Annotated in this window: 21 protein-coding genes and 1 riboswitch; of the genes, 13 read left to right on the top strand and 8 right to left on the bottom strand. The window is 68.8% G+C overall.

Translation table 11 applies throughout. The features are described from left to right. The first annotated feature begins 81 nt into the window (after positions 1 to 81). Complete coding sequence (locus tag N7590_RS10875) at positions 82 to 771, top strand: winged helix-turn-helix domain-containing protein (RefSeq protein WP_164242476.1); 690 nt, start codon at positions 82 to 84, stop codon at positions 769 to 771. Beyond that, complete coding sequence (locus N7590_RS10870) at positions 768 to 2,114, top strand: ATP-binding protein (protein ID WP_164242475.1); 1,347 nt, start codon at positions 768 to 770, stop codon at positions 2,112 to 2,114. The genes N7590_RS10875 and N7590_RS10870 overlap by 4 nt, the downstream gene beginning before the upstream one ends. On the opposite strand, the gene N7590_RS10865 is transcribed toward N7590_RS10870, so the two are convergent. Next, the gene (locus N7590_RS10865) at positions 2,111 to 3,580 is read right to left on the bottom strand and encodes a HAMP domain-containing sensor histidine kinase (protein ID WP_164242474.1); all 1,470 of its coding nucleotides are present in this window, start codon (positions 3,578 to 3,580) and stop codon (positions 2,111 to 2,113) included. The two genes, N7590_RS10870 and N7590_RS10865, sit on opposite strands and share 4 nt — an antisense overlap. Continuing rightward, a complete protein-coding gene (locus tag N7590_RS10860; protein ID WP_053448687.1) occupies positions 3,577 to 4,296 on the bottom strand; it encodes a response regulator transcription factor in 720 nt (239 codons plus the stop codon). Before N7590_RS10860 ends, N7590_RS10865 begins: the two co-directional genes overlap by 4 nt. A gap of 143 nt (positions 4,297 to 4,439) precedes the next feature. Between N7590_RS10860 and msrB the strand changes: the two genes are divergently transcribed. From msrB to N7590_RS10840, 4 genes are read left to right on the top strand one after another with little or no spacing between them, the layout of a single operon-like run. Continuing rightward, the gene (gene msrB / locus N7590_RS10855; RefSeq protein ID WP_164086235.1) at positions 4,440 to 5,015 is read left to right on the top strand and encodes a peptide-methionine (R)-S-oxide reductase MsrB; all 576 of its coding nucleotides are present in this window, start codon (positions 4,440 to 4,442) and stop codon (positions 5,013 to 5,015) included. A 2-nt stretch (positions 5,016 to 5,017) separates the two neighbouring features. Next, positions 5,018 to 6,784, top strand: coding sequence for a cytochrome c biogenesis protein CcdA (locus N7590_RS10850; RefSeq protein ID WP_164242473.1), 1,767 nt, complete (start codon positions 5,018 to 5,020; stop codon positions 6,782 to 6,784). 14 nt (positions 6,785 to 6,798) lie between these two features. Further along, positions 6,799 to 7,587, top strand: a complete 789-nt coding sequence (gene msrA / locus N7590_RS10845; RefSeq protein WP_279935479.1) for a peptide-methionine (S)-S-oxide reductase MsrA — start codon at positions 6,799 to 6,801, stop codon at positions 7,585 to 7,587. Positions 7,588 to 7,631: 44 nt separating this feature from the next. Beyond that, positions 7,632 to 9,080, top strand: a complete 1,449-nt coding sequence (locus N7590_RS10840) for a PLP-dependent aminotransferase family protein (RefSeq protein WP_164242472.1) — start codon at positions 7,632 to 7,634, stop codon at positions 9,078 to 9,080. Positions 9,081 to 9,145: 65 nt separating this feature from the next. On the opposite strand, the gene bioD is transcribed toward N7590_RS10840, so the two are convergent. Next, positions 9,146 to 9,823, bottom strand: a complete 678-nt coding sequence (gene bioD / locus N7590_RS10835; RefSeq protein WP_164242471.1) for a dethiobiotin synthase — start codon at positions 9,821 to 9,823, stop codon at positions 9,146 to 9,148. Positions 9,824 to 9,891: 68 nt separating this feature from the next. Here bioD and N7590_RS10830 point away from each other — a divergent pair, with 68 nt between their 5' ends. Together N7590_RS10830 and N7590_RS10825 are read left to right on the top strand one after the other, a co-directional pair. Beyond that, positions 9,892 to 10,374 carry a GAF domain-containing protein gene (locus N7590_RS10830; protein ID WP_004154035.1) on the top strand — a complete coding sequence of 161 codons (483 nt, stop codon included), beginning with the start codon at positions 9,892 to 9,894 and terminating at the stop codon, positions 10,372 to 10,374. Next, positions 10,371 to 10,733: a TfoX/Sxy family protein gene (locus tag N7590_RS10825; protein WP_053509731.1), complete on the top strand. Its 363-nt coding sequence runs from the start codon at positions 10,371 to 10,373 to the stop codon at positions 10,731 to 10,733. Before N7590_RS10830 ends, N7590_RS10825 begins: the two co-directional genes overlap by 4 nt. 91 nt (positions 10,734 to 10,824) lie before the next feature. Here the strand turns inward: N7590_RS10825 and N7590_RS10820 are convergent, their stop codons facing one another. Beyond that, the gene (locus N7590_RS10820; protein WP_164242470.1) at positions 10,825 to 11,403 is read right to left on the bottom strand and encodes a histidine phosphatase family protein; all 579 of its coding nucleotides are present in this window, start codon (positions 11,401 to 11,403) and stop codon (positions 10,825 to 10,827) included. Positions 11,404 to 11,544: 141 nt separating this feature from the next. Then, a riboswitch (cobalamin riboswitch) is annotated at positions 11,545 to 11,768 on the top strand. 116 nt (positions 11,769 to 11,884) lie between these two features. On the opposite strand from N7590_RS10820, the gene btuB reads away from it, so the two are divergent. Continuing rightward, positions 11,885 to 13,729, top strand: coding sequence for a TonB-dependent vitamin B12 receptor (gene btuB, locus N7590_RS10815; protein WP_164242469.1), 1,845 nt, complete (start codon positions 11,885 to 11,887; stop codon positions 13,727 to 13,729). A 99-nt stretch (positions 13,730 to 13,828) separates the two neighbouring features. Here btuB and gph read toward each other — a convergent pair whose 3' ends face one another. The 3 genes from gph to N7590_RS10800 form a co-directional block, all read right to left on the bottom strand. Then, entirely contained in the window at positions 13,829 to 14,485 is a 657-nt protein-coding gene (gene gph / locus N7590_RS10810) for a phosphoglycolate phosphatase (RefSeq protein WP_164242468.1), read from the bottom strand. A gap of 64 nt (positions 14,486 to 14,549) precedes the next feature. Beyond that, entirely contained in the window at positions 14,550 to 15,341 is a 792-nt protein-coding gene (locus tag N7590_RS10805; RefSeq protein WP_164242467.1) for a class I SAM-dependent methyltransferase, read from the bottom strand. Next, positions 15,338 to 16,267: a LysR family transcriptional regulator gene (locus N7590_RS10800; RefSeq protein WP_164242466.1), complete on the bottom strand. Its 930-nt coding sequence runs from the start codon at positions 16,265 to 16,267 to the stop codon at positions 15,338 to 15,340. The genes N7590_RS10805 and N7590_RS10800 overlap by 4 nt, the downstream gene beginning before the upstream one ends. Positions 16,268 to 16,375: 108 nt before the next feature. Here N7590_RS10800 and N7590_RS10795 point away from each other — a divergent pair, with 108 nt between their 5' ends. Together N7590_RS10795 and N7590_RS10790 are read left to right on the top strand one after the other, a co-directional pair. Then, the gene (locus N7590_RS10795; protein WP_164242465.1) at positions 16,376 to 17,014 is read left to right on the top strand and encodes an NAD(P)H-binding protein; all 639 of its coding nucleotides are present in this window, start codon (positions 16,376 to 16,378) and stop codon (positions 17,012 to 17,014) included. 103 nt (positions 17,015 to 17,117) lie between these two features. Beyond that, the gene (locus N7590_RS10790; RefSeq protein WP_164242464.1) at positions 17,118 to 18,029 is read left to right on the top strand and encodes an MBL fold metallo-hydrolase; all 912 of its coding nucleotides are present in this window, start codon (positions 17,118 to 17,120) and stop codon (positions 18,027 to 18,029) included. 293 nt (positions 18,030 to 18,322) lie between these two features. Here N7590_RS10790 and dinB read toward each other — a convergent pair whose 3' ends face one another. Further along, the gene (dinB, locus tag N7590_RS10785; RefSeq protein ID WP_053448674.1) at positions 18,323 to 19,417 is read right to left on the bottom strand and encodes a DNA polymerase IV; all 1,095 of its coding nucleotides are present in this window, start codon (positions 19,415 to 19,417) and stop codon (positions 18,323 to 18,325) included. Positions 19,418 to 19,608: 191 nt separating this feature from the next. On the opposite strand from dinB, the gene fabA reads away from it, so the two are divergent. Both fabA and fabB read left to right on the top strand, forming a co-directional pair. Further along, positions 19,609 to 20,124 carry a 3-hydroxyacyl-[acyl-carrier-protein] dehydratase FabA gene (fabA, locus tag N7590_RS10780; RefSeq protein WP_004154008.1) on the top strand — a complete coding sequence of 172 codons (516 nt, stop codon included), beginning with the start codon at positions 19,609 to 19,611 and terminating at the stop codon, positions 20,122 to 20,124. Beyond that, entirely contained in the window at positions 20,124 to 21,332 is a 1,209-nt protein-coding gene (fabB, locus tag N7590_RS10775; RefSeq protein WP_008268699.1) for a beta-ketoacyl-ACP synthase I, read from the top strand. Before fabA ends, fabB begins: the two co-directional genes overlap by 1 nt. Positions 21,333 to 21,341 lie beyond the last annotated feature (9 nt).

The following is a 21,341-nucleotide window of genomic DNA, read 5'->3' as shown; positions in this document are numbered from 1 at the left end:
GACCCGGGCGGCCCGATGGCTGGGATAGCATCGCCGCGCTCGTGCCGTGGCGGTACGTTTGCGTCCACGGAGGCCTTGAAAATGCTGGATATCGTACTGGTCGAAGACGATGCCCGCCTGGGTACGATGGTCAGTGACTATCTGCAGCGGCATGGCTACCAGGTCGCCCACGAGCGCAGCGGCGAGCGCGCCGTGACCCGGATCCTGGCCGAAAAACCGGCCCTGGTCCTGCTCGATGTCGGCCTGCCCGACCAGGATGGTTTCGAAGTGTGTCGGCAGATCCGGCCCCACTATGACGGCATCATCTGCGTGCTGACCGCCCGTACCGACAACATCGACCAGGTCCTGGGGCTGGAACTGGGCGCCGACGACTACATCGGCAAGCCGATCGAACCGCGGGTGCTACTGGCCCGCCTGCGCGCCCACCTGCGCCGCCACCGCCGGGTCGAGCCGCGCGACGGCAGCCTGCGCTTCGGCGAGCTGAGCATCGACCCGTCCACGCGCAATGTGCACCTGCAGGGTGCCCTGCTGGAACTGACCACCGCCGAGTTCGACCTGCTGTTCCTGCTGGCCAGCAACGCCGGCCAGATCCTCGACCGCGACGCGCTGCTGCGCGGCCTGCGCGGGATCGCCTTCGATGGGCTGGACCGCTCGATTGATGCCCGCATCTCGCGCCTGCGACGCAAGCTGGGCGACAACCCGGAACAACCGGAACGGATCAAGACCGTCCGCGGACGCGGCTACCTGTTCAGCCGCTCGGCATGGGGATGAAGCGCACGCCCTCGGCGATGCGCGGCCACGCCTTCCACTTCCTGCGCTATGGCATCGGCTTCCTGGTCGCCCACCTGCTGCTGATCGTGCTTGGCCTGTGGGCGTGGGACGCGCTGCTGGAAGACCGCACCGAAGCCGGCCTGCAGGCCGAGATGCGCGGCACCCATGCGTTGCTGCAGCACCGCTTCGCCGAAACCCCGCGCGAACAGTGGCCGGTGCTGGCGCGCGAACTCGACGCCGATTTCGCCTACGCGCTGCGCATGGTGCCGCTGGCCGAGGCGGTGAAGGAACTGCCTGCCAGCCAGCGCCCGCCGTTCAACAACGGCCGTGTGCAGATCGACCTGGAGCACATGCGCAGCCTGCAGCGGATCGGCGACAGCGACTACGCGGTAATGCTGGGGCCGCTGGACGAAGCACTGCCTGAGGAGGGATGGCAGGACAGCGAAGTGTCCGGCGTGGCGATCCTGCTGCTGATCCTGATGGTGGCCGTGGCCCTGCCGATGTACGTGATGGTCTACCGCCTGTGGCGCGACGTCTCGCAGTTGGCCCAGGCGGCGCGTCAGATGCGCGATGGCCAGCTCGACACGCGCGCGCCGCGTGCCGGTACCGCGCTGGTACGGCCACTGGCCAATGCCTTCAACCACATGGCCGAACAGCTGCAGCAGCTGCTGGAAAGCCAGCGCGTGCTGGCGCAGGCCGTGGCGCACGAGGTACGTACCCCGCTGGCGCGGATGCGTTTCGGCCTGGCCGACCTCGAGGACACCGCGCTGGATGAGCTCCAGCGCGATGCATTGGGCGGCCTGCGCACCGATGTCGACCGGCTGCAGCACCTCACCGACGCCGGCGTCGAGTACGCTGCCCTCGGCCGCTGCCACCAGCTGACCCGCCAGCGGCTGCAGCTGGCGGCGCTGGTGCGCGGCGTGATCGCCCAGTTCGCCCCCCTGCCGATGCCAGTGCAGCAGGTGCTGTCGCCGGTGGGCCTGGTCAACGTCAACCGGCACATGCTGGAACTGGCGCTGCGCAACCTGCTCGGCAATGCGCTGCGCTATGCGCGCCGGCAGATCCGCATCGCCAGCACGGTGGACGACGGCTGGCTGTGCCTGCAGGTGGAGGATGACGGCCCCGGCATCGCGCCGGAACTGCGCGGCCAGGTGCTGCAGCCTTACGTGCGGCTGGACCCGGGCAGCCCCGGCTTCGGGCTTGGCCTGGCGCTGGTGCAGGTAGTGGCCGACAAGCATGGCGGCCACGTCGAGGTAACCGATTCAGACCTGGGCGGGGCCTGCATCCGCCTGCACCTGCCGCTGGAAACCGGCGGCGTAGTAGAAGGCGATACGGCCTGCTAGCCCGCCGGTTCCGCGCGCGGCAGGGCAAACACGAACAGTGCGCCACGTTCGCTGTCACGCAGTTCGATGCGACGACCGTGCAGCTGCACGATGCGCTGCACGATCAGCAGACCGAGACCACCGTTCTCGCCGCGGCGCGCGCCCAGCGCGGCCGGTGCCTGGAACAGCTGCGTGCGCAGCGCTGGCGCCACCCCGGGGCCATCGTCGGCGACGCTGACCTCGACGCTGTCGGGTGTCGCGCGCAGGCACACCTCGATCCGGCCTCCCTCCGACGCATGCCGCAACGCATTGTCGAGCAGATTGGTCAGCACACGCTCGACCAGGCCCAGGTCTGCGCGCACCAGCGGCAGGCCCGGCGGGAAGTCGGCATGCAGGCGCTGGTTGCGCGCCTGCGCGGCCAGCTCGAACTTCTGCAGCACGTCCTGCAGCAGCTCCGGCAACGCGAAGACCTCCCACTCCAGGCGTACCTCGCCATGCTCCAGCCGCGCCAGCTCGAACAGCGCGCGCGCCAGCCGACCGACCTTGGCGCTCTGCGCCAGGGCGATGCCGAGGTAGCGACGGCGTTCGTCCGGTGACAGCGTGGCGTCCTTCAACGCCAGCGTTTCCAGATAGCCATGCAGCGACGACAACGGCGTACGCAGGTCATGCGAGATGTTGGCCACCAGCTCGCGCCGCTGCAGGTCCTGCTGGCGCAGCTGCTGCCATTGTTCGCCCAGCCGCTGCGCCATCTGCGCGTGCGCGTGCTCAAGGATCACCAGCTCGTCGCGCTCGCCGGGGCGCAGGGGCTCCGGTGGCGGCAGTGGCGTCGGTGCGTCGATGTCGAAGGCCTGGATGCGCCGGGTCAGCCGCCGCAGCGGGCGGGTCACCCAGTAGAACGCCACCAGCCCGGCCAGCAGGCCGAGGCTGCCAACCAGCATCACCGACCACCAGGTGGTGTTCCACTGGCTACCGGCGGCGAGGTCGTCGGCCAGCATCTGCCGGTGCTCGCCGACCAGCACCACGTACACGTAACCCGCCTGACGGCCCTGCACGATCAACGGCGCGGCACTGAATACCTTGCGGCCATCCGCGCTGCGCGGATCGTCGCCGAGGATCGGCAGCGGCGCGCCGGCCAGCAGCCGGCGCAACGGCGCCACGTCCACCCGGTTGCGTACCAGATGGCCGCTGGGCGCATCGTGGCCGAGGATGCGGCCCTGGTCGTCCAGCAGGTAGACCTCGACGCTGGGGTTGACTGCCATCAACTGGCCGAACAAGGCGCGCACTGCGGCGTCGCGCATGCCGCTGGTGTCCATCAGCTCGCTGCGCTGGGCGATGTGCTCGGCCAGGCCCAGCGACAGCCGCTGCACCACTTCCTGTTCGTGGCGGGTGTTGGCACGCATCTGCAGCGCCAGCAGCGCCATGCAGCACATCAGCATCAGTGCGGCGATCACCGCCGCCAGCTTCTGCCACAGGTTCGGCCTGATCATGCCGCCGCCCCGGCCGGATCGACCAGCTTGTAGCCGCGTCCCCACACCGTCAGCAGCCGCCGCGGATTGGCCGGGTCGGTTTCAATCTTGCTGCGCAGCCGGTTGATATGGGTGTTGACCGTGTGCTCGTAGCCATCGTGCTGATAGCCCCAGACCTGGTTGAGCAGTTCCATTCGCGCGAACACCTGGTCCGGATGACGGGCGAAGAACAGCAACAGGTCGAATTCGCGCGGGGTCAGTTCCAGCGCAGTGCCCTCCACCGACGCGGTGCGTGCAACCGGGTCCAGCTGCAGCCCGCCCAGTTCGATCGCGCCGGCATCGATGCGGGCGCTCTGCGCCATCGCCTCGGCGCGGCGCAGCAGCGCGCGCACCCGTGCCACCAGTTCCGGCATCGAGAAGGGTTTGGCCAGGTAGTCGTCCGCACCCAGTTCCAGGCCGACGATGCGCTGGGTTTCACTGCCACGTGCACTGATGATGATGATCGGCACATAACGCGCCATCGCGCGTGCGCGCTGGCACACCTGCAGGCCGTCCACGCCGGGCAGCATCACGTCCAGCACCAGCGCATCCCACGGGCCGTCCTGTTCAAGCAGGCGCAGTCCCGCATCGCCGCTGGCGGCGTGGGCCACGTCATAGCCTTCATCGCCCAGATGCATGCGCAGCAGGTCGGCGATGTGGGCATCGTCTTCAACGATCAGCACGCGTTTGGCGGACATCGGCAGCTCGGGGCCAGTGGGGGGCTGCCCGCATTGTGGCGCGGGATGGTCGCCGATACCTCACGAAAAATTGAATCCTGCGTGAGGATTCGTTGACCCGGGCGGGCGCAGCATGGCCCCGTCGTCCCTTCCCGGAGTCCGCCATGACCCTCACCCGCCGCCATCTGCTGGGCCTGGGCGGTGTCGCCACCGCTGCCGGCCTGTTCGGCCTCGGCGCGTGCAGCCGCGCCGCGCCGGCCGCTGCCGAAGCGCGCCCGGCGCGCCAGTTCGAGGTCATGCACAGCGACGCCGACTGGCGCCAGCGCCTGACCCCGGCCCAGTACGCGGTGCTGCGCCAGCAGGCCACCGAGCGGCCATGGAGCAGCCCGCTCAACAAGGAGCACCGGCAGGGCACGTTCGCCTGTGCCGGCTGCGCGCTGCCGCTGTTCTCCTCGTCCACCAAGTTCGAGAGCGGCACCGGCTGGCCGAGCTTCTGGGCGCCGCTGCACAACGCCATCGGCGAAGACCGCGACGTCACCTTCGGCATGCTGCGGGTGGAGGTGCACTGCCGCCGCTGCGGCGGCCATCTCGGCCACGTTTTCAATGACGGCCCGCGCCCGACCGGGCTGCGCTACTGCATGAACGGTGCAGCGCTGGTGTTCGTTCCCGGTGCGGCCGATGGCGGCACCGCCGACGGCTGGCGGGTGCCGGTCGGTTCTTCCCCCACGTCCGGAGCCTGACCATGCTGCTGTTGCTGCTTGCCTACCTCGGGGGTGCGTTGTCCTTGCTCAGCCCCTGCATCCTGCCGGTGCTGCCGTTCGTGTTCGCGCGCGCCGACCGTCCCTTCATGCGCAGCACGCTGCCGCTGCTGCTGGGCATGGCGCTCACCTTCACCGTGGTGGCCAGCCTGGCGGCGGTGGGCAGCCAATGGGTGGCGCAGGCCAACCAGGTCGGCCGCTGGATCGCCCTGGTGCTGATGGCGCTGTTCGCGCTGGCACTGTTGTGGCCGCGACTGGCAGACCATCTGCTGGCCCCGTTCCAGCGCGTGGGTGCACGCTTGAGCGCACGCGCCGATGCCGCTGACGCCGCAGGACGCGGTGGCGCAGGGACCTCGCTGCTGATCGGCATCGCCACCGGCCTGCTGTGGGCGCCATGCGCCGGGCCGATTCTGGGCCTGGTGCTGACCGGCGCCGTCCTGCACGGCGCCAGCGTCGGCACCACTGCGCTGCTGCTGGCCTATGCACTGGGCGCGATCACCGCGCTGGCGCTGGCGGTATGGATCGGCGGCCGGGTGTTCCGCGCGATGCAGGCGCGGCTCGGCGTGGGTGATGTGCTGCGCAAGGTGCTGGGCGTGGCCGCGCTGCTGGCCGTCGTGGCGATCGGCCTCGGCTGGGACACCGGCCTGCTGACCCGCCTGTCCACGGTCAGCACCGCGCACATCGAGCAGGGCCTGCTGGACGCGGTACCCGGCGCACAACCGGCGGCACCGCCGATGATGATGGCCGGCGCCAATGCCGGTGCCGATGCACCGCTGCCGGTGGAGGGCACCCTGCCCGCGCTGGATGGCGCCACCGGCTGGCTCAACAGCCCGCCGTTGACCGCCCAGCAGCTGCGCGGCAAGGTGGTGCTGGTCGACTTCTGGACATACTCCTGCATCAACTGCCTGCGCGCGATGCCGTTCGTGCACGAATGGGAGCGCCGCTACCGCGACCACGGCCTGGTGGTGATCGGCGTGCACACGCCGGAGTTCGCCTTCGAGCGTGACCCACGCAATGTGATGAAGGCGGTGCAGCAGCTGAAGGTCGAGTACCCGGTGGCGCTGGACAACCAGTACACGATCTGGCGTGCGTTCAACAACCGCTACTGGCCGGCGCAGTACTTCGTCGATGCGCAGGGCAACATCCGCGGCCACCAGTTCGGCGAAGGCAACTACGCGCGCTCGGAACAGGTGATCCGCCGGCTGCTGACCGAAGCCGGCCAGACCCACCTTCCGCCGCCAGCCGATCCCGCCGCGGCCGACCTGCAGGGCGTTGCCGCGCAGGCCGACATGGGCAACCTGCGCTCGCCGGAAACCTACCTGGGCCACGCCCGTGCCGAACAGTTCGCCTCGCCCGGCGGGCAACGCAGCGACACCGCGTTCGACTACACGCTGCCCACCGCCCTGGCGCTGAACCAGTGGGGCCTGTCCGGGCAGTGGACGATCACCGACGAAGCCGCGCAACTGCAGCGCGCCGGCGGCCGCATCGCCTTCCAGTTCCATGCGCGCGACCTGCACCTGGTGCTGGCACCGGGCCAGGACGGCAAGCCGGTGCGCTTCCGCGTGTGGCTGGACGGCAAGCCACTGCCCGCCACCGATGCCGGCAGTGACGTCGGCGCCGATGGCAGTGGCGTGGTCAACGAACACCGCCTGTTCCAGCTGGTGCGCCAGCGCGGCACGGTCGGCCCGCACCGCTTCGAGATCGAATTCCTCGATGCGGGCGTGCAGGCCTACGCCTTCACCTTTGGTTGAACCGGGAGGACACGATGAAACTCTCCTTTGAACAGGGTATTGCTGCAGGTGTTGCCGGTCTTGTAGCCACCGCATTGATCGCCGGCGTGCTGCTGGTCGACCACGGCGCGATCGCCGCACCGGTCGAAGCCAGCGCGCAGGCCAAGGCGCTGCCGGTACCCACCGGCGATGCGGCGTTCCGCGATGACGCCACTCACGCCAGCGTGGTGTTTGCCGGCGGCTGCTTCTGGGGCGTGCAGGGCGTGTTCCAGCACGTCAAGGGCGTGAGCAATGCGGTGTCCGGCTACATCGGTGGCAGCGCCGCCAACGCACACTATGAGCGGGTCAGCAGCGGCCAGACCGGTCACGCCGAAGCGGTGAAGATCGACTACGATCCGCGCCAGGTCAGCTACGGGCAGCTGATGCAGGTGTTCTTCTCGGTGGTGCACGACCCGACCCAGCTCAACCGCCAGGGGCCGGACCACGGCAGCCAGTACCGGTCGGCGATCTTCAGCGACGACGCGCGCCAGCAAGCCGCCAGCCGCGCCTACATCGCCCAGCTCGGCCAGGCCGGCAGCTACCGCGCACCGATCGTCACCCAGCTGGGCAGCGGCCAGCGCTTCTACCCGGCCGAGAGCTATCACCAGAACTACATGACGAACTACCCGCAGGCGGCCTACATCCGCTACTACGACGCACCGAAGCTGGCGGCGCTGGGCAAGCAGTTCCCGGCACTACCGAAAAAAGACGCACGGCGATCCCGCCGTGCGCTTGGGAAGTATCGGCCGCGCCCCGATCAGGCCCGTCCGACAACGACATGCTAGGCTCGCCAACGTCAGGGGTACAGCTCCAGTTGGCGGGAACTTCGATGGATACAGATGACCAGAGCGCGATGATCCCTCCCCGCTACCAGCGGCTGTCCGATGAACTGGCCGAGGCCATCCACGGCGGTCGCCTTCCCGTTGGCAGCCGCCTGCCCTCGCTGCGGCAGATGGCGCTGCAGCGCAGGCTCAGCCTGAACACCGTGATCGCGGCCTATCGCCAGCTGGAAGATGCCGGCCTGGTGATTCCACGGCCCAAGGCCGGCTTCGAGGTCGCACCGCGCCTGTCGGTGCCCGAACGTTCGTTGCGCGATACGCCGTCGGCGCCCACCGCGCCGCTGCAGCAGGCGCTGATGGCCCGTGTGCTGGAGGCACAGCGCCGACCCGGCGTGATCGACCTGGCCTTCGCCGGCCCCCGTGGTCGCCAGTTCTATCCCGGGGCGCAGCTTGCCCGGCACACTGCACAGGTGCTGCGTCATGGCCAGCAGACGGTGGAAACCTATGCGCGCCCGAATGGCTCGCCGCGGCTGCTGGCACAGATCGTGCGCCGCGGCCCGCGCATGGGCCTGCACACCCACAGCGACCGCCTGCTGCTGACCCATGGCGCGATGGAAGCGCTGCAGCTGGCGCTGCGTGCCGTCACCCGGTCCGGCGATGCGGTCGGCATCGAGGCGCCCTCCTACTTCAACCTGTATCCCCTGCTGGCCACCCTCGGCCTGCAGGCCATCGAATTGCCCACCCACCCGCAGCAGGGGCTGGATGTCGATGCCCTGGAGGCCCTGCTCGAACACACGGCGCTGGCCGCGCTGGTGGTGATGCCGACCGTGCACAACCCGCTGGGCTGCACCATGCCCACATCCGCCAAGCAGCGACTGGCCGAACTGGTCAATGCACGCCAGCTGCCGCTGATCGAAGATGCGGTGTATGCCGAGCTGCAGTTCTGCGAACCGCCCGCGCCCCTGCTCAAGGCCTTCGATCGCGACGGATGGGTGATGGTGGTCGGTGGTTTCTCCAAGACCCTGGCCCCGGACTATCGCATCGGCTGGCTGGAGGGTGGCCGCTTCGCCGAACGCATCGCGCTGCTGAAGTTCCAGTCCACCGGCGGCGAACCGCAACTCCTCGGCGATGCGGTGGCAGCCTACCTGGAGGCGGGCAGCTACGAGCACCACCTGCACCGCATGCGTCGCCTGTATCGCGAGCAGGTGGGACGGCTGCGCCAGCTGGTGGCCGAGCACTTCCCGGCGGGCACCCGCGCCACCGAGCCGCAGGGCGGTTTCCTGCTGTGGCTGGAACTGCCGGGCGTGGACACGCGCGAACTGTTCGAGCATGCGCTGCAGGAAGACATCGTGTTCATGCCCGGCCAGGTCTATTCGCGCGGCGCCCGCTACCGGCATTGCCTGCGGCTGTCGTGCTGCCAGACCCTGGATGCGCGCTTCATCGGTGCGGTGGAGCGACTGGGTGCGATCGCGCGCGAGCTGGCGGCTGCAACGCGGTAGTGCCGGCCGCTGGCCGGCAACTGCATCCACCCAGCGATCCCGGGATTGCCGGCCAGCGGCCGGCACTACAGGTGCGCGGCCAGCGCTTCGCCATTTGCCCCCGGCAGGTGCGGCAGCCGTCCCCAGCACGGCATCGGCAGGCGCTGCCTCAACGTGGCGATGTTCTCGTCCTGGCGCTGCATCGCCGGGTCGATGTGATTGCCGACCCAGCCCAGGCACGCCACACCGCTGGCCTGCAGCGACTGCGCGGTCAGCCGCGCGTGGTTGACGCAGCCCAGCCGCATGCCCACCACCAGCAGCACCGGCAACTGCAGCGCGCGCACCAGGTCCAGCTGGTCCAGCGTGGCCGAGACCGGCGCCAACCAGCCGCCAACGCCCTCCACCACCACGACATCGGCCTGCGCACGCAGGCGCGCGAACGCGGCCACGATCGGCGCCAGCTCCACCTGCACGCCATCTTCGGCAGCGGCCAGCTCCGGTGCCAGCGGCTGCCGCAGCGCATACGGGTTCAGGTCGGCATAGTCCGGTACCGGCCAGCTGGCCGCCTGCAGGGCCAGCGCGTCTTCGTTGCGCAGGCCCTGCCCCAGATCCTCGCTGCCGCTGGCCACCGGCTTCATGCCGACCGCGCGCAGGCCACGGCGGCGCAGCGTGTGCAGCAGCGCGGTGCTGACCGCGGTCTTGCCGATCTCGGTGTCGGTACCGGTGACGAACAGGGCAGGTGGCAGCGTGGCGGGCAACGGCATCGATGGGCTCCAGCAGGGCAACAGAGCGTGCATTATCGCCGGCCGCGCACGCTTGCTAGACTGCGGGCATGTTCGCCAATGCCTCGCTCACCGGCAGCAAGCCGGAACAATACGCCCAGCTGCTGGAACAGGCCCGTGGCCTGGTCTACGCCGAGTCCGACCGCATCGCCAACGCGGCCAACCTCTCCGCACTGGTCTATCACGCCCTGCCCGACCTGAACTGGGTCGGCTTCTATCTCTACGACGGCAAGGAACTGGTGGTCGGCCCGTTCCAGGGCCTGCCCGCCTGCGTGCGCATCCCGCTGGACAAGGGCGTGTGCGGCGCGGCCGCCAGCCAGCGCGTGACCCAGCGCGTGGACGACGTCGATGCCTTCCCCGGCCACATCGCCTGCGACTCGGCCTCGCGCTCGGAGCTGGTGGTGCCACTGCTGCGCGGTGATGAGCTGATCGGCGTGTTCGACATCGACAGCCCGAAGGTTGGCCGCTTCGATGCCGAGGACCAGGCCGGGCTGGAAGCCATCGCCCGCGTGTTCGTCGAGGCCCTGGGATGAGCGCACCGAAGCTGCGCAACATCGGCCCCAAGAGTGCGGCGTGGCTGCGCCAGGTCGGCCTGCGCAGCCGCGAGGAGCTGGTCGCGATCGGTGCGGTCGGCGCCTTCGTCAAGGTCAAGCGGGCGGGCTTCAAGCCCAGCCTGAACCTGCTGTACTCGCTGGAAGGCGCATTGCTGGACTGCCACTGGCAGGAACTGAGCGAGGCGCAGCGCGAAGCGCTGGTGCAGGACTACGAAGCACGCATCGCCGCGCATCCATTGAAGGCAGCCGGCCCGGCTTCGGGCCCGGTGCATGAGCAACGCTTCGATGCCGACGATGACGCTGAAGACAGCGTCTCCGAGAGCGCCGACGAGGATTGAGCCCTCCGCGTTCCTGGGGATGCCGGCCAGCGGCCGGCACTACCACTGTGATGCGGGATCGGTAGCGCCGGGCCATGCCCGGCGGGTGCGCTCAGGGCTGCTGCAGTTCCAGCAGTTCGCCCACCAGGCCCGCGTCACCGCGCTCCAGCCGCACCCGCAGGCGCGTGCCGTGGTCGATGCGCAGCGCCCAGCACAGCGACATCGGCAGGCCGCACACCTGCGACAGCACCATGCGCAGCGGGCCACCGTGGCTGACCACCAGTGTCGGCAGCGGGTCATCGTCATCAAGCAGGCGATCCAGCGCGCGTGCGATGCGCCGCTCGAAATGGCCCCAGCTCTCGCCGTTCGGTGGCGGGAACGCGTGCGGGTCGGCATGGAACGCCGCCAGCGCGTCTTCCGGCAGATCGAACAGGGACTGCCCGTCCCAATCACCGAAATCCAGTTCTTCCCACTCTTCGTCCGCCTCCACATCCAGGCCGCGTGCAGTGGCCAGCGCCATCGCCGTATGCAGCGAGCGCAGCCGCGGCGAACTGATCACCCGCTCCCACGGCTGTGCGGCGTAGGCGTCGACCAGTTCCTGTGGCAGCGGCGCCAGCTGCGGTGGATCGGTGCGGCCATCGAGGAACTCATCGCGACCGTTGCCGGCATGGCGGACCAGGTCGAGGATCATGCGTGCGCCCCGTACAGGCAACGCGGGAACAGCGGAAAACGGGCGGACATCGGCAACGGCACCACGGGATCGAGGGACCATTCTAAGGGCACAGCAAAGGCAGTCGAGCAAGCTCGACCCTACGGCTGCCGGGGATGGCGTAGACTGCGCGCACTTCCAGGTGACCTGCGGCCTTGGCCGGCAGGTTGAAACGGGAAGCCGGTGACGCGTGATTCAACGCCAGGCCGGCGCTGCCCCCGCAACGGTAAGCACGTCAGTTCCAGGCAACAACGCCACTGTGCCACGCGCATGGGAAGGCGCCTGGACGGTGGCCTCGCGCCACTCGGCGGCAAGCCCGGAGACCGGCCCGGAAGCCTCAGGTCGCGATGCGGTGGGCATGGCGCTGGATGAGCACGGCGTCGGCCGTGGCATCGGCGCGTGCCTGGCTTCGCGACTCCTCCCCTTCGCTGCGCGGGCGTGCGTGGCACCTGGAGTCCCCCCGATGAAGCTGCAGACCCGAATGCTCACCCTGGCCGTACTGGCCACGCTGCCCACGCTGGCGCAGGCCGCCGATGACACCACCGCGCTCGACCAGGTGCTGGTCACCGCCACCCGCACGCCGATCGCCCTGCAGGACAGCATCGCGCCGGCCCAGGTCATCGACCGCGCGCAGATCGAATCCAGCCAGGCCACCTCGCTGCAGGAACTGCTGCGCGGCCGCGCCGGCATCAACCTGACCAACGCCGGCGGACTTGGCAAGCAGAGCTCGCTGTTCCTGCGCGGCACCAACTCCGGCCACACCGTGGTGCTGGTCGACGGCGTGCGCATCAACAGCGCCGACCTCGGCCTGGCCATGTACCAGGACCTGCCGCTGGCGCAGATCGAGCGCGTGGAGATCGTGCGCGGACCGCAGTCCAGCCTGTATGGCGCCGATGCCATCGGTGGCGTGATCCAGATCTTCACCCGCCGCAGCGCCGGTGACTTCGCCCCGCACTTCCAGCTCGGCGGTGGCAGCAACGGCCTGCGCGAGGCCAGCGGTGGCATTGGTGGCGGGACCGAACGCGGCTGGTTTGGCGCCGACATCGCCTACCAGCATTCCGATGGCATCGATGCCTGCCGCGGCTCTTCCTCGGTGTTCACTGCCGGTTGCTTTGCCGACGAACACGACCGCGACGGCTACCGCAACCTGTCCAAGAGCCTGCGTGGCGGCTACACCTTCAACGACCAGTGGAACGTGGAAGGCAGCGCGCTGCGCGCCGACGGCAGGAACCACTACGACGGCTACTACAACTACTCCGAAACCCGCCAGCAGGTGCTGGCCGGCAAGGTGCGCTACACCCCCTCCGAACGCGTGGCGTTCACTGCCAACGTCGGCCGCAGCGACAACGAGTCGGACAACTTCGGCGACTTCGGCGCACGCGGCAGCGCGCAGACCCACCGCGACAGCGCCTCGCTGCAAGGCGATTTCGGCCTGGCCGAAGGCCAGCTGCTGAGCGCCGGCGTGGACTGGAGCGAAGACAACCTGGATGGCAGCAGCGCGGGCTACCTCGTTGACAGCCGCCGCAACACCGGCGTGTTCGTGCAGTACCAGGGCCGCTTCGGCCGCCACCAGCTGCAGGCCAGCGCACGCAACGACGACAACCAGCAGTTCGGCAACCACGCCACCGGCAGCGTTGGCTGGGCGATGCAACTGGACCACGGCCTGCGCGTCAACGCCAGCTACGGCACCGCGTTCAAGGCGCCGACCTTCAGCGACCTGTACGACCCGTGGAGCGGCGTGCCGACGTTGAAGCCGGAGAAGTCCAAGAGCGCCAACCTTGGCGTTTCACAGCAGGGCCAGGGCTGGCACTGGGGCCTGGACGTGTACGAGACCCGCATCGATGACCTGATCACCTACGATGCGCTCACGATGAAGATGCAGCAGGTGGAGAAGGCGCGTATCCGTGGCGCCGAGCTGACCGGTGGCGTGCTGCTGGCCGGCTTCGATATCAACGCGCAGCTGAGCTACACCAACCCGCGCAACCGCACCCGCGGCAGCACCCAGTTCGACAACTGGCTGCCGCGCCGCGCGCAGCAGACCGCGCGCCTGGACATCGATCGCCGCTTCGGCGATTTCCGCGCCGGCCTGACCGTGCAGGGCGCGGGCAAGCGCTATGACAACGCCGGCAACTCGGTGAAGGTCGGCGGCTACGGCACGCTGGACTTGCGTGCCGAGTACGCGCTGACGCCGTCGTGGTCGCTGCTGGCGCGTGCGGCCAACGTGTTCGACCGCAGGTACGAGACCGTGGCGTGGTACAACCAGCCCGGCCGCGAGTACCAGCTGAGCGTGCGTTACCAGCCGAAATGACCGCAACGGTCATGGTAGTGCCGGCCGCTGGCCGGCAGCATCATGACCTCCGGCAGAGCGCCCCGGATTGCCGGCCAGCGGCCGGCACTACCCGCTGCATCAGCGCTGCAACCCCGGCAACTCACGCAGGTCGTCGATCACGGCCACCGCATGTGCGGAGGCCAGATCCAGGCCACGCGGATAGCCGTAGCGCACCAGCGCGATCGGCATGCCGGCCTCTTCAGCGGCGCGATAGTCGGTGAGCGAATCACCGACCATCAGGCAGGCATCTACCGGCAACCCGAAGTGCGCAGCGATGTGGCGCAGCGGTTCACCACTGGGCTTGCGCTGCGGCAGCGAGTCGCCGCCCAGCACCAGCGCGAACGCATCACCGATGCCCAGGTGCTGCAGCAGCGGAGGCACCAGCGCTTCGGGCTTGTTGGTGCAGATCGCCAGCGGCACGTTGCGCGCACGCAGCTGTGCCAATGCGTCGGCAACGCCATCGAACAGGCGTGGGCTGCGCAGCAGGCATTCCCGGTAGTGCACCATGAACACCGGCATCACCGCGGCCAGATCGACCTCGCGGCCGGCGGCATGCACGGCCTGCTCCACCAGGCGACGCACACCATCGCCGATCCAGCCCAGCACCGTGGTTTGCGGCACGCGCGCCACACCGATGTCTTCCAGCGTGCGGTTCAGTGCTTCGGCGATATCGGACGCGCTGTCGACCAGCGTGCCGTCGAGGTCGAACACGACCAGCGGATAGGGATACGACAAGGGACGGCACCTGTGCAACGTGGGGCCGTCCATTGTACGTCGCCCTTCTTTTTGCAGGCCCGCCTCAGCCGATCCTGCGCGCGCGGGTGGCCAGGAAGGTGGGCAGGTAGCGATCAATCAAGAAGCGCGGCTGCGGCTGCCAGTCTTCCATGAAGCGATCGATGACGAAGCCGGCGTCGAGCTGGCCACCGATCAGTTCGGTCAGGCTGTGGCCGAAGGTGAGCGCATCGCCGCGCGCCAGCTTCGCCTCACGCTCGACCGGCGCCAGGTCTTCCAGATCCGAATAGGGAATGGCGTACTGCGGCCGGATCAAGCCCTGCGCATCCAGCTGCGGATCGCGCGCGCCGACAAACAGTATCGGGTTGTAGAAGCTGGCCATCAGCATGCCGTCGCGCGCGAGCACGCGATGGCACTCGCCCCACACCGGGCGCACGTCGGGTACGTACAGGTTGGAGATCGGCTGGAACACCACATCGAAACTGTCGTTGGCGAATACGTGCAGGTCGCGCATGTCGCCCTGCACCGTGCGCAGCTGCAGGCCATCACGCGCCGCGACCTGGCGGTCCTGTTCCAGCTGCCCGTCGGACAGGTCGAACACGGTGACATCAGCGCCGGCCGCGGCCAGCACCGGTGCCTGCTGGCCCCCGCCCGATGCCAGGCACAGGATGCGGCGGCCGCGCACATCGCCCAGCCAGTCCAGCGGCAGTGCACGCGGCGTCAGATGCACCTGCCAGCGCCCTTCGCGCGCGGCGGCGATGGTTGAGCTTTCAACCGGGCGCGACCATTCGCGCACCTCGCTGGCCTGGCGGTCCCAGGCAGCACGGTTGTGATCGATCAGGGCCTGTCCATGGTTCATGTGTTCTCCTTGCCCGGCGGGCGCCAATCCAGGTCCTGGAAGGCCGGGCTGGCGAAACACTCGCCCAGGAAGTCCAGGAATCGCCGCATGATAGCGGGCTGCTGGCGCCGTGATGCGTACACGGCATGAATGCCGAGTTCGTCCAGGCTGAATTCCGGCAGCAGTTCGATCAACTCGCCACTGCGCAGCAGCGGCGCCACCTGGTAGGTCGGCAGCATCGCGATGCCGGCACCGGCACGCACCGCCTCCAGCAGCAGGGAGGCCTCGTTGGCGCTGATGTTGCCGCCCACCGCCACCGACAACGAACGGCCGTCGCGGTGCAGCTGCCACAGGCTCTTGCCGACGTAGTGGTGGGTCAGGCAGTTGTGCCTGGCCAGGTGCTCGGGGGCGGTCGGCGTGCCGTGCGCCTGCAGGTAGGAGGGCGTCGCGCACAGCACCGAGCGGCAGGTGGCCAGCCGCCGCGCGATCAGGCTGGGGTCGATCTGCCGCGCGATACGCACCGCCAGGTCCACCCGCTCTTCCACCAGGTTCACCGTGCGGTCGACCAGCAGCAGCTCGATGCGCGCCGCCGGGTGGCGCGCGACGAAACCGGCCACTGCACGCGCCAGATGGCTCTGCCCGAACGACACGCTGGCGGTCACCCGCAGCGTGCCGTGCGGCTCGGGATCATCGCTGGCGAGCTCGCCCTGCAGCGCCTCACCGATCTCCAGCATCTGCCGGAAGCGCGCCAACGCCGCCTCGCCCGGACCGGTCAGGCTGACCCGGCGGGTGGTCCGGTGCAGCAGGCGCGCCCCCAGCCAGCCTTCGACCTCGGCCAGGTAGCGGCTGACCATCGCCCGGGACATGTCCAGCACCTCGGCGGCCGCGGTCAGGCTTCCGCGCTCGGCCACCTCGACGAACACGGTCATGGCGGTCAATCGGTCCATATGCTCGATCCATGCAACAAACAAGCGCGTTATACGCTGTTTTTCGAGCGACTGCAGCGGCCTAGAGTGGCCCCATTCCCACCCCACACCGCCCCACGGAGTCCTGCCATGAAGATCGCCCTCGTTGGTTCCACCGGCAACATCGGCCGCCAGATCGCCCGCCACGCGCTGGCCCACGGCCACGAACTCACCGTCATCGTGCGCAGCGCGCAGGATCTTCCGGCCGAGCTGGCCGGCGCGCATCCGGTGATCGCTTCGCTGGATGACCCGGATGCGCTGGTTGCCGCCATCGCCGGCCACGACGTGCTGGCCAGCGCCTACGGCCCGCGCCCGGGCGATGACATCGGCCGCGTCGGCGAGGTGGCCGCACAGCTGGCTGCCGCCGCGCGCAAGGCCGGTGTGCCGCGCCTGGTGGTGGTCGGCGGCGCCGGCAGCCTGGAAGTCGCCCCCGGCGTGCAGCTGGTGGATACCCCGAACTTCCCGGAGGCCTACAAGCCGTACGCGCTGGCCCATCGCGAAGCCTTCAAGCGCCTGCAGGCGGTGGAGGAGCTGGACTGGACCTTCTTCTCGCCGGCCGCCGAAATCGGCCCGGGCGAAGAGCGTGGCCAGTACCGCGTGCAGCCCAAAGCATTCCTCGCCGATGCCAGCGGCCACAGCCGCATCAGCTACGCCGACTATGGCGCAGCCTTCGTCGCCGAGCTGGAAGCACACAAGTACCCGAAGCAGATCATCACTGCGGCGTATTGATCATGGCGTGCGCGGGCCTGCCCGTTCGCCGGGCATGGCCTGGCGCTACCCACCTGTAGCGCCGAGCCGATGCTCGGCACGATATCCCCACAAGGACATCCCCATGCGTACCGCTGCCCTGCTGCTCCCCCTCGCCCTGGCCGCCAGTTTCACCAGTGCCCCGCTGCTGGCCGCACCGGCCGCCGCGTCGCCGTCCATGGCGGCGAAAACCCAGCTGCACCTGCGTACCTTCCATCCCGGCCCGCAGGCGATGTTCTCGGTGTCCTCGGTGCTGATTGAAGGCCGCCATGACGCGATGCTGGTTGATGCGCAGTTCGGCGCCAGCGACGCGCGCAGGCTGGTGGACCTGGTCCGCGCCAGTGGCAAGCAGCTGACCACGATCTACATCAGCCACGGCGACCCGGACTATTACTTCGGCCTGGCCACGCTGCAGGATGCGTTCCCGCAGGCGCGCATCGTCGCCACCGCGCAGACCGTCGCCCACATCCAGCAGACCCAGGCCGGCAAGCTGGCCTACTGGGGACCGAAGATGGGGGCCGATGTCCCCGCGCGCATCGTGGTGCCGCAGGTGCTGGAGGAAGACGCGCTGCAGCTGGAAGGCCAGCGCCTGCCGCTGATCGGCCTGGATGGCCCGACCCCGGACCGCAGCGTGCTGTGGGTGCCGTCGCTGCGCGCGATCGTCGGCGGCATTCCGGTAGTGGCGGGCGAGCATGTGTGGATGGCCGATACGCAGACGCCGCAATCACACGCCGACTGGCTGCAGACCCTGCAGCGCCTGCAGGCACTGAAGCCGAAAGTGGTGGTGCCAGGACACTACGCCCCCGGTGCGGCGCTGGATGCCAGTGCACTGCGCTTCACCGCAGATTACATCCGCGCCTTCGATGCCGAGACGGCAAAGGCCAGGGACAGCGCGGCGCTGGTGAAGGCGATGCAGGCGCGCTATCCGAAGCTGGCCGGAGTGGAGTCGCTGGAGCTGAGTGCGAAGGTGGCCAAGGGCGAGATGCAGTGGCCATGAGGTAGGGGGTTTTCTTTTGCAGGGCTGCGCCCTGCACCCGCGGTAGTGCCGGCCGCTGGCCGGCAACAGCCGGAGCAGAAGCTGGTTTCCTGAGGGTGGGCGGGGTAGGTCCGGTGGCGGGGGCCGCTGCAAGTACGTCCATGTAAGCTCGGTCGCCGCATCCATGCGGCTCACGCCCCCTCAACCGCACCCACCCCGCCTTCGACAGTTCTCTGCGATCTGTAGCTTTTTGTAGAGTCGAGCCATGCTCGACTGCCGTTCGTTGCGGAATCGAAATGTTCGACGGCGAACGATCAATTGCCTTCAGAATCGTTCGTTCCGTGCTCGAACAATTCGCCCTGCACCACCGGCTCTTTCTCGCGGAAACCGCCCAGGCCGACACCCACCAGGCGGTAGCGGGTTTCGGCCGGCAGGTCGACGCGGGCGCGCAGGGCCAGGGCGATGTCGCGCAGTTCTTCCATCGATTCCGGCGGGCGCTCCGGGGTGAAGCTGCGGGTAAGGATGCGGAACTGCGCGGTCTTCAGCTTCAGCACCACGGTGTGGCCGACGCGCTCGGTCTTGCGGGTGGCATGCCAGGTCTTCTCCGCCAGCTGCACGATCGCCTCGCTCAGGTCCTCCAGCAGCAGGTCTTCGGCGAAGGTGTCCTCCGAAGAAATCGACTGCACCTGCTGGTCCGGTTCCACCGGCCGCTCGTCCACACCGCGTGCGCGGTTGTACAGGCTGCGGCCGAAGCTGCCGAACGCCTCTTCCAGATCAACCAGCGCCCACTGCCGCAGGTCACCACAGGTGACGATGCCGCGCGCGGCCAGCTTGCCTTCCATCACCTTGCCCACGCCGGGCACCCGGTTCACCGGCAGCGGCAGCAGGAACGCGTCCACACGCTGCGGTGGAATCACGAACTGGCCGTCGGGCTTGCGCCAGTCCGATGCGATCTTGGCCAGGAACTTGTTCGGCGCGATCCCGGCTGAAGCGGTCAGCTGGGTTTCTTCACGGATCTGCGTGCGGATGGTGCGGGCAATGTCGGTGGCCAGTTCGATGCCGCTCTTCGGCTCGGTCACGTCCAGGTAGGCCTCGTCCAGCGACAGCGGCTCGACCAGATCGGTATGGCGCAGGAAGATCTCGCGCACCTGGCGTGACACCGCCTTGTAACGCGAGAAGTCCGGCGGCACGAAGATCGCATCCGGACACAGGCGTTCGGCACGCAGCGCCGGCATCGCCGAGCGCACGCCGAACACGCGGGCTTCGTAGGAGGCCGCACACACCACCGATCGGGCGCCGCGCCATGCCACGACCACCGGCTTGCCACGCAGTGACGGATCGTCGCGCTGCTCCACCGACGCGTAGAAGGCGTCCATGTCGACGTGGATGATCTTGCGCAGTGCGTTCATGGTTGGCCGACATCATACCCGTACCGTACCGGTCCAGACGGCGAAGTATGGTCGTTGTGCATCAACGGGATGCGCGATCTGGGCGGAAAACACTACGCACGCGTACGGTGCGGCGGTTTGATTCCCGCTGCAACCGTCGTGCATCCTCGACGGATTGTTGCCTCGTTTTCGCTTCCAGGATTGCGCTTTCCATGACTCGTCTCCACGCGTTCAACCGCGACCAGCTGCTGGCCAGCGCACGCGGTGAACTGTTCGGCGCCGCCGCCGGCCGTCTGCCCAACGATCCGATGCTGATGTTCGACCGCATCACCGAAATCCGCGAGGACGGCGGACCGCATGGCAAAGGCATGGTACGCGCCGAACTGGATATCCGCCCGGACCTGTGGTTCTTCGGCTGCCATTTCATCGGCGACCCGGTGATGCCCGGCTGCCTGGGCCTGGATGCCATGTGGCAGCTGACCGGCTTCTTCCTGACCTGGCTGGGCGCCCCCGGCAAGGGCCGCGCGCTGGGCTGCGGTGAAGTGAAGTTCACCGGCCAGGTGCTGCCGGATGCCAAGCTCGTGCGCTACGAGATCGATATCAGCCGGGTCATCAACCGCAAGCTGGTGATGGCCCAGTCGGACGCCCGCATGTACGTGGATGACCGCGAAATCTACAGCGCGCGCGACCTGCGCGTCGGCTTGTTCACCGAAACCGGGAGCTTCTGATGCGTCGCGTCGTCATCACCGGCATGGGCATCACGTCCTGCCTCGGCAATGATCTGGATACCGTCTCGGCCGCGCTGCGCGAAGGCCGTTCGGGCATCACCACGCTGGCCGACCACGCCGAAGCCGGGCTGCGCAGCCAGGTCGGCGGCCGTGTCGACCTCGACCTGGACGCGCTGATCGACCGCAAGCAGAAGCGCTTCATGAGCGATGCGGCGGCCTTTGCCTACCTGTCCATGCGCGATGCCATCGCCGATGCCGGGCTCAGCCCCGAGCAGGTCAGCAACCTGCGCACCGGCCTGATCGCCGGCTCCGGTGGCGGCTCCAGCGAATGGCAGATCGGCGCGGTCGACCTGCTGCGCGAACGTGGCGTGCGCAAGGTCGGCCCGTACATGGTGCCGCGCACGATGTGCTCGACGGTCTCGGCCTGCCTGGCCACCGCCTACCAGATCAAGGGCGTCAGCTACTCGCTGTCGGCCGCCTGCGCGACCTCGGCGCACTGCATCGGCGCGGCCGCGGACATGATCCGCCACGGCGCGCAGGACATCATGTTTGCCGGCGGCGGCGAAGACCTGCACTGGTCGATGAGCGTGATGTTCGACGCGATGGGTGCCCTGTCGACCAGCTTCAACGAAACCCCGGCCAGCGCCTCGCGCCCATACGACAAGGATCGCGACGGCTTCGTCATCGCCGGTGGCGGCGGCATGCTGGTGCTGGAGGACTACGACCACGCCGTCGCACGCGGTGCGCACATCCATGCCGAACTGATCGGCTACGGCGTGACCTCCGACGGTGCCGACATGGTGGCGCCGTCCGGCGAAGGCGCCGTGCGCTGCATGAAGATGGCGCTGCAGGGCATCGATCGCCCGCTGGACTACCTCAACACCCACGGCACCTCGACCCCGCTGGGCGACGTCACCGAGCTCAACGCGATCCGCGAAGTGTTCGGCGATGCGGTGCCGCCGCTGTCCTCGACCAAGGCACTGTCCGGCCATTCGCTGGGCGCGGCCAGCGTGCACGAGGCGATCTACTGCCTGCTGATGATGCGCGATGGTTTCGTTGCCGGTTCAGCCAACATCGCCGAGCTGGACCCGAAGGTGGAGAGCTTCCCGATCCTGCGCGAAAGCCGCGAGCAGAGGCTGGATACGGTGATGTCCAACAGCTTCGGCTTCGGTGGCACCAACGCCGCGCTGGTGTTCGGGCGGGTGTGAGGGGAAGGT

The organism is Stenotrophomonas sp. GD04024 (assembly GCF_029837545.1).
In the GTDB taxonomy this organism is placed as follows: domain Bacteria; phylum Pseudomonadota; class Gammaproteobacteria; order Xanthomonadales; family Xanthomonadaceae; genus Stenotrophomonas; species Stenotrophomonas forensis.
This window is presented reverse-complemented; position numbering and strand designations above follow the sequence as displayed.

What these genes read in the sequence shown, in the direction of transcription:
- N7590_RS10875 (WP_164242476.1), top strand. Translation starts at nt 82, where the DNA reads ATGCTGGATATCGTACTGGTCGAAGACGATGCCCGCCTGGGTACGATG.
- N7590_RS10870 (WP_164242475.1), top strand. Translation starts at nt 768, where the DNA reads ATGAAGCGCACGCCCTCGGCGATGCGCGGCCACGCCTTCCACTTCCTG.
- N7590_RS10865 (WP_164242474.1), bottom strand. Translation starts at nt 3,580, where the DNA reads ATGATCAGGCCGAACCTGTGGCAGAAGCTGGCGGCGGTGATCGCCGCA.
- N7590_RS10860 (WP_053448687.1), bottom strand. Translation starts at nt 4,296, where the DNA reads ATGTCCGCCAAACGCGTGCTGATCGTTGAAGACGATGCCCACATCGCC.
- msrB (WP_164086235.1), top strand. Translation starts at nt 4,440, where the DNA reads ATGACCCTCACCCGCCGCCATCTGCTGGGCCTGGGCGGTGTCGCCACC.
- N7590_RS10850 (WP_164242473.1), top strand. Translation starts at nt 5,018, where the DNA reads ATGCTGCTGTTGCTGCTTGCCTACCTCGGGGGTGCGTTGTCCTTGCTC.
- msrA (WP_279935479.1), top strand. Translation starts at nt 6,799, where the DNA reads ATGAAACTCTCCTTTGAACAGGGTATTGCTGCAGGTGTTGCCGGTCTT.
- N7590_RS10840 (WP_164242472.1), top strand. Translation starts at nt 7,632, where the DNA reads ATGGATACAGATGACCAGAGCGCGATGATCCCTCCCCGCTACCAGCGG.
- bioD (WP_164242471.1), bottom strand. Translation starts at nt 9,823, where the DNA reads ATGCCGTTGCCCGCCACGCTGCCACCTGCCCTGTTCGTCACCGGTACC.
- N7590_RS10830 (WP_004154035.1), top strand. Translation starts at nt 9,892, where the DNA reads ATGTTCGCCAATGCCTCGCTCACCGGCAGCAAGCCGGAACAATACGCC.
- N7590_RS10825 (WP_053509731.1), top strand. Translation starts at nt 10,371, where the DNA reads ATGAGCGCACCGAAGCTGCGCAACATCGGCCCCAAGAGTGCGGCGTGG.
- N7590_RS10820 (WP_164242470.1), bottom strand. Translation starts at nt 11,403, where the DNA reads ATGATCCTCGACCTGGTCCGCCATGCCGGCAACGGTCGCGATGAGTTC.
- btuB (WP_164242469.1), top strand. Translation starts at nt 11,885, where the DNA reads ATGAAGCTGCAGACCCGAATGCTCACCCTGGCCGTACTGGCCACGCTG.
- N7590_RS10805 (WP_164242467.1), bottom strand. Translation starts at nt 15,341, where the DNA reads ATGAACCATGGACAGGCCCTGATCGATCACAACCGTGCTGCCTGGGAC.
- N7590_RS10800 (WP_164242466.1), bottom strand. Translation starts at nt 16,267, where the DNA reads ATGGACCGATTGACCGCCATGACCGTGTTCGTCGAGGTGGCCGAGCGC.
- N7590_RS10795 (WP_164242465.1), top strand. Translation starts at nt 16,376, where the DNA reads ATGAAGATCGCCCTCGTTGGTTCCACCGGCAACATCGGCCGCCAGATC.
- N7590_RS10790 (WP_164242464.1), top strand. Translation starts at nt 17,118, where the DNA reads ATGCGTACCGCTGCCCTGCTGCTCCCCCTCGCCCTGGCCGCCAGTTTC.
- dinB (WP_053448674.1), bottom strand. Translation starts at nt 19,417, where the DNA reads ATGAACGCACTGCGCAAGATCATCCACGTCGACATGGACGCCTTCTAC.
- fabA (WP_004154008.1), top strand. Translation starts at nt 19,609, where the DNA reads ATGACTCGTCTCCACGCGTTCAACCGCGACCAGCTGCTGGCCAGCGCA.
- fabB (WP_008268699.1), top strand. Translation starts at nt 20,124, where the DNA reads ATGCGTCGCGTCGTCATCACCGGCATGGGCATCACGTCCTGCCTCGGC.